Annotated in this window: 9 protein-coding genes and 1 pseudogene; 2 read left to right on the top strand and 8 right to left on the bottom strand. The window is 65.9% G+C overall.

Translation table 11 applies throughout. From position 1 onward, the window contains the following. The 5 genes from A3764_RS02370 to yajC form a co-directional block, all read right to left on the bottom strand. Window positions 1-264, bottom strand: a 264-nt coding sequence (locus A3764_RS02370) for an Mth938-like domain-containing protein (protein WP_067951117.1), incomplete at its 3' end; no start/stop codon positions are given. A gap of 4 nt (window positions 265-268) precedes the next feature. Further along, window positions 269-1,024: a sulfite exporter TauE/SafE family protein gene (locus A3764_RS02365; protein WP_067927882.1), complete on the bottom strand. Its 756-nt coding sequence runs from the start codon at window positions 1,022-1,024 to the stop codon at window positions 269-271. After that, window positions 1,017-1,985, bottom strand: a complete 969-nt coding sequence (secF, locus tag A3764_RS02360; protein ID WP_067927885.1) for a protein translocase subunit SecF — start codon at window positions 1,983-1,985, stop codon at window positions 1,017-1,019. The genes A3764_RS02365 and secF overlap by 8 nt, the downstream gene beginning before the upstream one ends. A gap of 12 nt (window positions 1,986-1,997) precedes the next feature. Beyond that, entirely contained in the window at window positions 1,998-3,647 is a 1,650-nt protein-coding gene (gene secD, locus A3764_RS02355; RefSeq protein ID WP_067927888.1) for a protein translocase subunit SecD, read from the bottom strand. Window positions 3,648-3,683: 36 nt separating this feature from the next. Further along, a complete protein-coding gene (gene yajC / locus A3764_RS02350; protein ID WP_067927891.1) occupies window positions 3,684-3,962 on the bottom strand; it encodes a preprotein translocase subunit YajC in 279 nt (92 codons plus the stop codon). Window positions 3,963-4,182: 220 nt separating this feature from the next. Here yajC and serS point away from each other — a divergent pair, with 220 nt between their 5' ends. Together serS and A3764_RS02340 are read left to right on the top strand one after the other, a co-directional pair. Then, window positions 4,183-5,475 (top strand): serine--tRNA ligase, encoded by a 1,293-nt coding sequence (gene serS / locus A3764_RS02345; RefSeq protein ID WP_067951115.1) that lies wholly within the window; start codon window positions 4,183-4,185, stop codon window positions 5,473-5,475. A 116-nt stretch (window positions 5,476-5,591) separates the two neighbouring features. Continuing rightward, entirely contained in the window at window positions 5,592-6,308 is a 717-nt protein-coding gene (locus A3764_RS02340) for a tryptophan-rich sensory protein (RefSeq protein WP_067925193.1), read from the top strand. 9 nt (window positions 6,309-6,317) lie between these two features. On the opposite strand, the gene der is transcribed toward A3764_RS02340, so the two are convergent. The 3 genes and pseudogenes from der to A3764_RS02325 all read right to left on the bottom strand — a co-directional run. Further along, window positions 6,318-7,784, bottom strand: a complete 1,467-nt coding sequence (gene der, locus A3764_RS02335; RefSeq protein WP_067925190.1) for a ribosome biogenesis GTPase Der — start codon at window positions 7,782-7,784, stop codon at window positions 6,318-6,320. Between the two features lie 63 nt (window positions 7,785-7,847). Next, a complete protein-coding gene (locus tag A3764_RS02330) occupies window positions 7,848-9,167 on the bottom strand; it encodes a PQQ-like beta-propeller repeat protein (RefSeq protein ID WP_067925208.1) in 1,320 nt (439 codons plus the stop codon). A gap of 130 nt (window positions 9,168-9,297) precedes the next feature. Then, window positions 9,298-9,632: pseudogene (locus A3764_RS02325) on the bottom strand (hypothetical protein); the annotation flags it as partial.

The raw sequence follows: 9,632 nt of genomic DNA, 5'->3' as shown, positions 1-9,632 counted from the left end.
CACCCCCACCCCGGCCTCCTCCAGAGTTTCGCGCAGGTTGTCGGGCAGATGGGCGATCTCTGCCCCGGTCCCGAGGAAAAGGACATCGACCTGCCCCGCCAGCGCCAGCAGCGGTGCCGTATCGTCGAAACCGGCCCATGTCCGGGTGCCCTGCGGCCCTGCGAGAACCGGGCCGTGCACCACCTCTCCGCCAATGCGGAAAAAGCCGGGGCCGTAGCCTTCGACCGGTTTGGCATCGGTAAAGACTACCTCGTTCAGGCGCATGATGTCATCCTTTCCACACTGGCAGACCGATGATAGCGGAAGCGGCGATCACGATATAGGCCACCCCGCGAAAGAGACGCTCCGCCGCCGGATCGAAAAGGCGCGCGCCCAGAACGTTGCCCAGAAGGTTCGGCACCCCGGCCAGAAGGCCCAGCAGAATGATGTTCCACGACATGAGATCCATCAGCCAGAGCACGGGAAAAAGCAGCAGGTCGACCGCCAGCAGATAGAGCGTCAGGTTCGCGCGCACGACCGAAGCAGGCAGCGTACTGGCCATGTAGAGCATGATCACGGGCGGCCCCGGTATCCCCGAAAACCCGGTAAGGAAGCCACCGAGCGCGCCCGTCGCCGTCACCAGCCGCCGGGTCATCGCGCCCCGGTAGCGCCAGCCGGTCAGCAACAGCGCCAGCAGGGTCAGCACGATGCCCGAGATTATCCAGCCGAAGGCCTCAGGCTCGATGAGCGACAGAACCCACAAGCCGACCGGCAGGGCCAGCGCCGCCCCCAGAACAAGCCGCCCCACCTCGCGCGGGCGGCCCGCACGCAGGGCGGCGGGCGCGTTGGGCAAGGGGCCCACGAGTTCCGCCGCGACCAAAAAGATCACCGCTTCGATCGGGGGCAGAACGCTGCTGGCCACCGGCATGATGATCATGGCGCTGCCGAAACCGGCAAACCCGCGCACCAGCCCGGCGATGACCACGGCCAGTGCCAGCAGCGCCAGACCATCGGTCTGCAGCGCCGCCATCAGGGCGTCAGGCATCTATGTTGGCGTATTGATTGCCCTGATCCGGGGTCGTCTTGGACCAGTCCCGCTTCACACCGAGGAACAGCACGATGTTCTTGGCCACGAAAACCGAGGAATATGTACCGACGATCACGCCCCAAGTGATGGCGAAGACGAAGCCGCGGATCACGTCGCCCCCCAGCACCAATAGCGCGATGAGCGCGAGCAGCGTCGTGCCCGAGGTCATGATCGTGCGGCTGAGGGTCTCGTTAACACTGAGGTTCATGACATCGCGCAGGGGGCGTTTCTTGTACTTGCGCAGGTTTTCCCGCAACCGGTCGAAGATCACCACCGTGTCGTTGATCGAATAGCCGATGATGGTCAGGATCGCCGCGATCACCGCCAGATCGAAACGGATCTGCAGCGCGGAAAAGACGCCGATGGTCAGGATCACGTCATGGAACAGGGCAGCGACCGCCCCAACCGAGAACTGCCATTCGAATCGCAACCAGATGTAGATGAGGATCGCCGCCAGCGCGCCCGTGACGGCCAGCACCGCATCGAGGATGAGTTCGCCCGAAACCTTGGGCCCTACCGATTCGACGCTGGTGAACTTGATGTCGGGGCGCACTTCGGTCAGCGCGGCCTCGATTGCGGCGATGGTTTCGGCTGTTGCCGCCTCTTCGTCGTCCTGCGACTGGATGCGCAACATGGCCACGTTCTGATCGTCGCCGAACGAGGGGTCGAAAACTTCCGTAATGGTCACATCGCCGAGGCCCAGCGGCTCCACCGCGCTGCGATAAAGGCCGATGTCCACGGCCTGCGGGCTTTCGGTACGGATCGTGGTGCCACCCCGGAAATCGATGCCGAAGTTCAGACCGACGAGGGCCCAGACCAGAATGGAGAGCACCATGGCCACGCAGGACGCGCCGAAGGTCAACTTCGCATGGCGGAAGAAGTCGATGTTCGTTTCGTCGGGAACCAGTTTCAACGGCATTCTGCGGTCTCCTCAGAGGGCGATGGTCTTGGGTCGGCGGCGCTCGAACCACATGACGACCATCAGACGGGTGACGAAGAAGGCGGTGAAGACGGATGTGATGATCCCGAAGCCGAGCGTGATGGCAAAGCCGCGCACCGGCCCGGACCCCACCGCAAAGAGGATCACGGCGATGATGAGCGTGGTGATATTGGCATCAAGGATGGCCGAAAGCGCGCGTTCATAACCGAGCGATATGGCGCGGGCCGGGCCTTTGGAACTCTTCATCTCTTCGCGGATACGTTCAAAGATCAGCACGTTGGCGTCCACCGCCATGCCGACGGTCAGCACGATCCCCGCGATACCCGGCAGCGTCAGCGTCGCCCCGATCAGGCTAAGCACGCCGAACAGGAGGCCCACGTTTATGATCAGCGCGATATTGGCGAAAATCCCGAAGAGGCCATAGCTTGCCCACATGAAGAACAGTACGGCGGTGAAGGCGACGAGCGTCGCGATCTTGCCCGCGTCGATGCTGTCCTGCCCCAGTTCGGGGCCAATCGTCCGCTCTTCGAGGAAATCGAGGCCCGCGGGCAGCGCACCCGCCCGCAGCAGCACGGCGAGGTTGGTCGATTCCTCCACCGTGAAGCGACCGGTGATGATGCCGGAACCGCCGGGAATATGGCTCTGGATCGTCGGGGCGCTGATGACCTCGTCGTCCAGCACGATGGCAAAGGGGGAGCCGATGTTCTCGGCCGTGTAATCCCCGAATTTCCGCGCACCGGAGGTGTTGAAACGGAAGTTGACCGCAGGCGCGCCGTTCTGGTCGAAGGCGGGCTGGGCATCCACAAGCTCTTCGCCCGTGACCACCGGCGCGGATTCAATGGTGTAGAAGACACCGGGTTCGTCCGCCGCGGGCAAAAGTTCGTTGCCGATGCCGGGATTGGCGGTCTCGTCGCTGCCGCGGGAAACGACCGGATTGAAGGTCAGCTGCGCCGTGGTCCCGATGATCGTCTTGAGATCCGATGCCGACCCGATGCCCGGTACCTGGATCAGGATACGGTCCGCACCCTGCCGCTGGATCGTCGGCTCCCGCGTGCCCACGGCATCGATACGGCGGCGGATGATCTCCAGCGACTGCTGCATCGTGCGCTCGTCCGTGGCGCGCTTTTCGGCTTCGGACAGCACGACGGTGATCACCCCGTCACTGCCCGAAACCTCGATGTCGTTGGCGCCCGCGCCCGTCAGCGTCTGCACCGGGCGGGCGAGTTCGCGCACGATCTGCAGGGCTTCGGCCATCTTATCCGCGTCGTTGAGTCGCACGCGCAGCACTTCGCCCGGCGACTCCAGCCGCCGCACCGGCGTCAGGCTGCGCAGCGAGTCGCGCACCTCCGGCCATGTCGCCTCGATCCGGTTTTCATAGACGTCTTCGACCCGGACCTCCGCCAGCAGATGCGCACCGCCCCGCAGGTCGAGCCCGAGGTTGACCAGCCCCGAGGGCATCCATTCGGGCCAAAGCGCACGCTGGGCCGCCAGATCGGGCGAATTGCCCGATACCTCGATCGCCTTCACCGCGTCGTTGTGCTGCTCCACCGGGCCGTAAAAGGCGTTGGGCAGCGCGAGCCAAAGGCCCAATGCGCAGGTCAGCACGATCAGCACGCGCTTCCACAGGTCGATCTGTAGCATGGTTCCGCCTTCTTTCGTTGCGGCCGGGGCGGGCCTTTACTTGGCCGGTTCGGTCTTTGACAGGACGGTGGCGATGGTGGATTGCACCACGCGAACCTTGACGCCTTCGGCCACCTCGACCTCCAGCTCGCCGTCATCCTTCACCTTCACGACCTTGCCGATGATTCCGCCCTGCGTGACGACCTGATCGCCCCGCCGCAGCGCCGCGACCATGGCCTGATGGTCCTTCAGCTTCTTTTGCTGGGGACGGATGAGAAGGAAGTACATGATCGCAAAGATCAGGATCAGCGGGATGAACTGTTGAATACCTTCCATGGGGGGTCCTTCTGGCATTGGAACGCGGGACCAAGGCCCAATCGCGAATTTCGCCAGAACCTATGCCCCGCCCGGGGGGTTTGCAAGGCGAGAAGGAGGGCGCGGCCCAGCCTCCCTGCCGCGCCGTCCTGGGGCCGGAGGGCGGGGCAAGGCGCATCTGTCATAGCGGCGCGCTTTGAGGCATAAGGCCCGCGACCGACTCGTTTCCAAGGACGCTCCCATGCACGATATCCGCGCCATCCGTGAGAACCCAAAGGCCTTCGACGACGCGCTGGCGCGCCGGGACGAGGCACCGATGTCCGCCGAGATCCTGAGCCTCGACGAGGCGCGGCGTGGCAAGATCGCCGCCGCCGAGGCCGCGCAGGCCGAACAGAACGCGGCCTCCAAGCAGGTGGGTGCGGCCAAGGCGAGCGGGGACGAGGCGGAGTTCGAGCGGCTGCGCAAGCTCGTGGGCGACAAGAAGGCCGAGATCGCGGCCATGTCCGCCGAGGCAAAGGAGCTGGACGCACAGTTGACGGACATGCTGGCCCGCATTCCCAATGCGCCGGCCGACGACGTGCCCGACGGGGCGGATGAAAACGACAACGTCGAAGTGAACCGCTGGGGCGAACAGCCCGCCTTTGACTTCACGCCCAAGGAACATTTCGAGATCGCAGGCGTCGCCCCGTCCATGGATTTCGCCACCGCTGGCAAGACCTCGGGCGCGCGGTTCGTCATGCTCAAGGGCGCGGTCGCGCGGATCCATCGGGCGCTGGCGCAATTCATGCTGGACACGCATGTGGACGCCAACGGCCTGACAGAGGTGAATTCGCCTGTGCTGGTACGGGCCGAGGCGATGTACGGCACCGACAAGCTGCCCAAGTTCGGCGACGACAGCTACCAGACGACCGATGGCTACTGGCTGGTGCCCACCTCCGAAGTGCCGCTGACCTATTCGGTGGCTGACGAGGTGCTGGAAGAAACCGCCCTGCCCCGCCGCCTGACGGCGCATACCCTGTGCTTCCGCTCAGAAGCGGGCAGCGCCGGGCGCGACACCGCCGGGATGTTGCGCCAGCACCAGTTCGAAAAGGTGGAGATGGTCAGCATCACCCTGCCCGAGGAGTCGGATGCCGAACAAAAGCGGATGCTGCGCTGCGCCGAAGATATTCTCGAGCGACTGGGCATTCCCTACCGCACCGTGATCCTCTGCACCGGCGATATGGGGTTCGGCGCACGCCGGACCTATGACATCGAAGCATGGGTGCCCGGCCAGAACAGCTACCGCGAGATTTCCTCGGTCTCCACCACCGGGGACTTTCAGGCCCGCCGTATGAACGCGCGCTACAAACCCGCCGACGGGGGCAAGCCGCGTTTCGTGCATACGCTGAACGGCTCGGGCCTTGCGGTCGGGCGCTGCCTGATCGCGGTTCTGGAAAACGGCCAGCAGGCCGACGGGTCGGTCAAGCTGCCCGAGGCTCTGGCCCCCTATCTCGGCGGCAAGCTGACACTGGACGCCAACGGCGCGTTGGCCTGACGGGCTTTCCGCCGCGCCGACTGCGGCGGCGCGGCGTTTGCCAAGGCTGGTCATATCCGCGAAGGTAGAGCAGCGCGCGCGGCCAACCGCGCGCCCAGCCGCTTGAAAGGCCTCCCATGACCTATCCCCAGCGAACCGCGCTCGCGGTCCTTACCCTCCTCCTCAGCATCAGTTTTGCGGCCTCCCCCCTTCTGGTGGAGGGCTTCGCCGGGTTCGACCCGGACCAGTTCCCCATTCCGCAGGAAGACCCGGCAGTACAGCCCGCAGGCTATGCCTTTGCCATCTGGGGGCTGATCTATGCGTGGCTGATCGCGGGGGCGGGATGGAGCCTCTGGAAGGCCCCGCGCGACCCGCAGTGGCATGACATGCGAAAACCGCTCTGCCTTTCGCTCGCCATCGGCACCGGCTGGCTGGCCGTGGCGGTGCTCAGCCCGGTCTGGGCCACCGTGTTGATCTGGGCGATGCTGCTCACCGCGCTGGCGGCCCTTTTCCTCGCCCCGGCACAAGACCCGCTCTGGGGGGCCGCACCCGTGGGGCTCTATGCAGGCTGGCTGAGTGCGGCGTCCTGCGTGTCGTTGGGCGTGGTTGCGGCGGGCTACGGGGTGTTGGACCGCACGATGGCGGCCATCGTTTTCCTGGGGCTTGCCATCGTGGTCGGTGCCTTCGTGCAGGCCGCCCTGCGCCGAACGCCCACCTATGGCCTCGCCGTGATATGGGCGCTGATAGCCGTGATCGTCGCCACCTACGAAGCGGATACGATCGTGGCGGCCGTCGCGGCAGGCGGCGCGGTCGTGATGCTGGTGCCCATGCTACGCGCCTTCCGCACCGGCTGAGCGGCCTTCCTAGCGGTCGCTGCGCCGGCCTTCGGTATGTTTGCGCAGCTTGGAGGGCGCGGCCTTCTTGCGGCCCTTGTAGGGATTCGCATCAGACTGGCCGCGCATCCACAGCCGTATGGGCGTGCCCGGCATGTCAAAGTCGAGCCGCAAGCCGTTGACAAGATAGCGATTGTAGCTTTCCGGCACCTTGTCGGGATGGCTGCACATCACGACGAAACCGGGCGGGCGCGTCTTGGCCTGCGTCATGTAGCGCAGCTTGATCCGCTTGCCCTGCGGCGCGGGGGGCGGATGCGCCTCCATCATGCCGGAAAGCCAACGGTTGAGCTGCGCGGTGGTGACGCGGCGGTTCCAGACCTCATAGGCGCGCATGATTGCGGCATGGAGCCGGTCGAGCCCCCGGCCCGTCTTGGCACTGACGGTGATCAGCGGCGCGCCGCGCAACTGCGGCAGAAGCCGCTCGAAACTTTCCTTCAGCGCCTTCAGCTTGCCCTGCCGGTCTTCCTCGATGTCCCATTTGTTCACCGCGATGACGACCGCGCGGCCTTCGCGCTCCGCCAGATCGGCGATACGCAGGTCCTGCTGCTCGAACGGGATCTCGGCATCCAGCAGTACCACGACGACCTCCGCGAACTTGACGGCGCGCAGACCGTCGCTGACCGAGAGCTTTTCCAGCTTTTCCTGCACCTTGGCTTTCTTGCGCATCCCGGCAGTATCGAAGATGCGCATGGGCACCCCCTGCCAGTCCGTCCGGAGCGAGATCGCATCGCGCGTGATACCCGCCTCCGGCCCGGTCAGCAGGCGGTCTTCGCCGAGTATCTGGTTGATCAGCGTCGATTTGCCAGCGTTGGGGCGCCCCACGACCGCGACCTGAAGCGGCTTGGCCGCGGTGGGCACCGGCATATCCTCGGTCTCTTCGGCCTCTTCCTCGGTCAGGTCCACATCCGTTTCAGGGGCGTCGCTTTCCGCCCGTTCGGCGAAGGCATCGGCCAGCGGCATGAGTTGCGTGTAAAGGTCATTGAGCCCCTCGCCATGTTCCGCAGACAGGCGCACGGGTTCGCCAAGACCCAGGGAATAGGCCTCGATCACGCCGGCATCGGCGGCGGCCCCTTCGGCCTTGTTGGCCGCAAGGATCACATGCGCGGACCGCTTGCGCAGGATATCCGCAAACACCAGATCGGAAGGGGTCACCCCCACCCGCGCATCGATCATGAAAAGGCAGATATCGGCCATGTCGACGGCCCGTTCGGTGAGCCTGCGCATCCGGCCCTGAAGGCTGTCGTCCGTGACCTCTTCGAGCCCGGCGGTGTCGATCACCGTGAACCGCAGGTCGGCCAGCCGCGCCGCACCTTCGCGCAGATCTCGGGTCACCCCGGGCTGGTCATCCACCAGCGCCAGCCGTTTGCCGACCAGCCGGTTGAACAGGGTTGATTTGCCGACGTTCGGGCGGCCGACGATGGCGAGGGTAAAGGACATGGCGCACAGGCTCCGGATTGGCCCGAAGGCCGGATGGAACCTGCGCCTTAGCTCATTTGCCGGTCAACGGAAAGCGTGCAGTTGCCCGTCGGCGGAGACCACGTAAAGCGTGCGGCCTGCGACAACCGGCGCCGTCGTGGCACCACCGGGCAGCGCCACGCTGCCCGTCAACGCGCCGCTCACCGGGTCATAGCTGCGCAGGAAGCCGTCACCCGACGCGACGATCAGCCGCCCCCCCGCAAGGATCGGGCCGTGGTTGGGGTGGATCTCCGACTGCCGCTTCGGCTTGTCCTTGACGAAATAGGGCAAGGCCACGCTCCAGATGCGCGCACCCGTCGCCGCGTCGAGACGTACCAAGCGGTTCAGATCCGTGATCGCAAAAACGCTGCCGCCCACGGGCAGCACGGGGCCTACCGCACCTTCCTTGACCGTCCAGCGCCGGTCGCCGCTGTCGATGTCCAGCGCGGCGAGCCGCCCGGACTGATTGCCGACATAGACGGTATTGCCCGAAACCACCGGCGCGCTGGTCACATCCGACACGCTGGCGAGTGCCCGCCCCGGGCGCCTGCCCACGACCGCTGTATCCCAGCGGCCCACGCCACCCTGCCGGAACACGCCTTTCACCTCGCCCGAGCCGAAGCCGAAGATGGCGAAAGTATCGGTAACGGCGGGTGCGGGCGCACCCAGCACATTGTTGATGTCGGTGCTGGCGCCGATCTGCCATGCGATGCGCCCGTTGGACTTTTCAACCGCCCAGCCCGTGTCATCGCCAGCGGTCAGATAGACCAGATCGCCGTAGACTGTCGGCGTGCCGGAGCCTGTCGCGTCCAACTCCTGCTGCCAACGCTGTGCGCCGGTGGCGGCATCGAGCGCGGCGAGGATGCCGAAACCGGAGGACACATAAAGCGTTCCACCCTCGACCACGAGCCCGCCACCCGTGGCCTGGCCCTGTGCATCCGTGGCCGGGGTCAGATCCCGCGACCAGAGCGTCGCGCCGGAGGTCGAGGTGGCCGTGACCCGCGCGCCCGCGTCCAGCGTGTAGATGCGCCCGTTCGCCACCACCGGATCAGCGGTGATGCGCAGCTTGCGGCTGTCGCCTGCGCCGATATCGGCGCTCCATGCAAGGCGGGGCGTCGCGCTCAGCGCCGGATGCGGCACGCGGTAACGCGGGGTGCCGATGGTATGGGTCCAGTCTGCGTTGACCTGCGCGGGGGGAAGCGAAATGGCCTGCGCCCGGTTCGGCGTATCCGTGTCCACGATATCCTGCGGCTGGCCCGTCCCCGACCGCAGGACGGAGCGGATGTCTTCACGCTTGCCGGGAAGATAGACTTCCTTTTCGGAGCATGCCCCCAGCAGCAGGGCGGCAACCAGCGTCCCGCCCATGAGGCGCAGGCCCCTGCGCGAAGCACCCTGCCCGTTGGTCGGACAGGCGGGGGCGGTCCGGGTGGAGGAAATATCGTTCATGATCCTGCTCGCTTTGCCTGTGCCGTGACGGATGCCGCTCCGGGGCGGATCATTGCGTCGGTTCAGCGGCGGTCTCGACATCGGCTGCCGCGACAGCCTCGGCGTCGGGTTCCCCGCCCAGCGCCACAATCACCTGTAGCGCACGCTGTTGCAAGTCCGGGGTGAGCTCCGCATCGTCGAGGATGGACCGATAGCGCGCGATGGCGGCTTCTGCATTGCCCTCTTCGATATCCACCAGCGCCAGTTGCTCGATCGCCAGCAGGCGCAGGGGCGCGCCGGGCTGGGCCAGTGCTTCGAGCGCCTGGCGGCGCTCTTCTACGGGGGCTTCGGCACCGCGCAGCGTCACGGCCTTGAACCGCGCGATCTCGCGGTAAATTTCGGGGA

The organism is Sulfitobacter sp. HI0129 (assembly GCF_001635395.1).
Classification (GTDB): domain Bacteria; phylum Pseudomonadota; class Alphaproteobacteria; order Rhodobacterales; family Rhodobacteraceae; genus Sulfitobacter.
The sequence above is the reverse complement of the archived record's forward strand: the minus strand, read 5'-3'. Positions and strand labels throughout refer to the sequence as shown.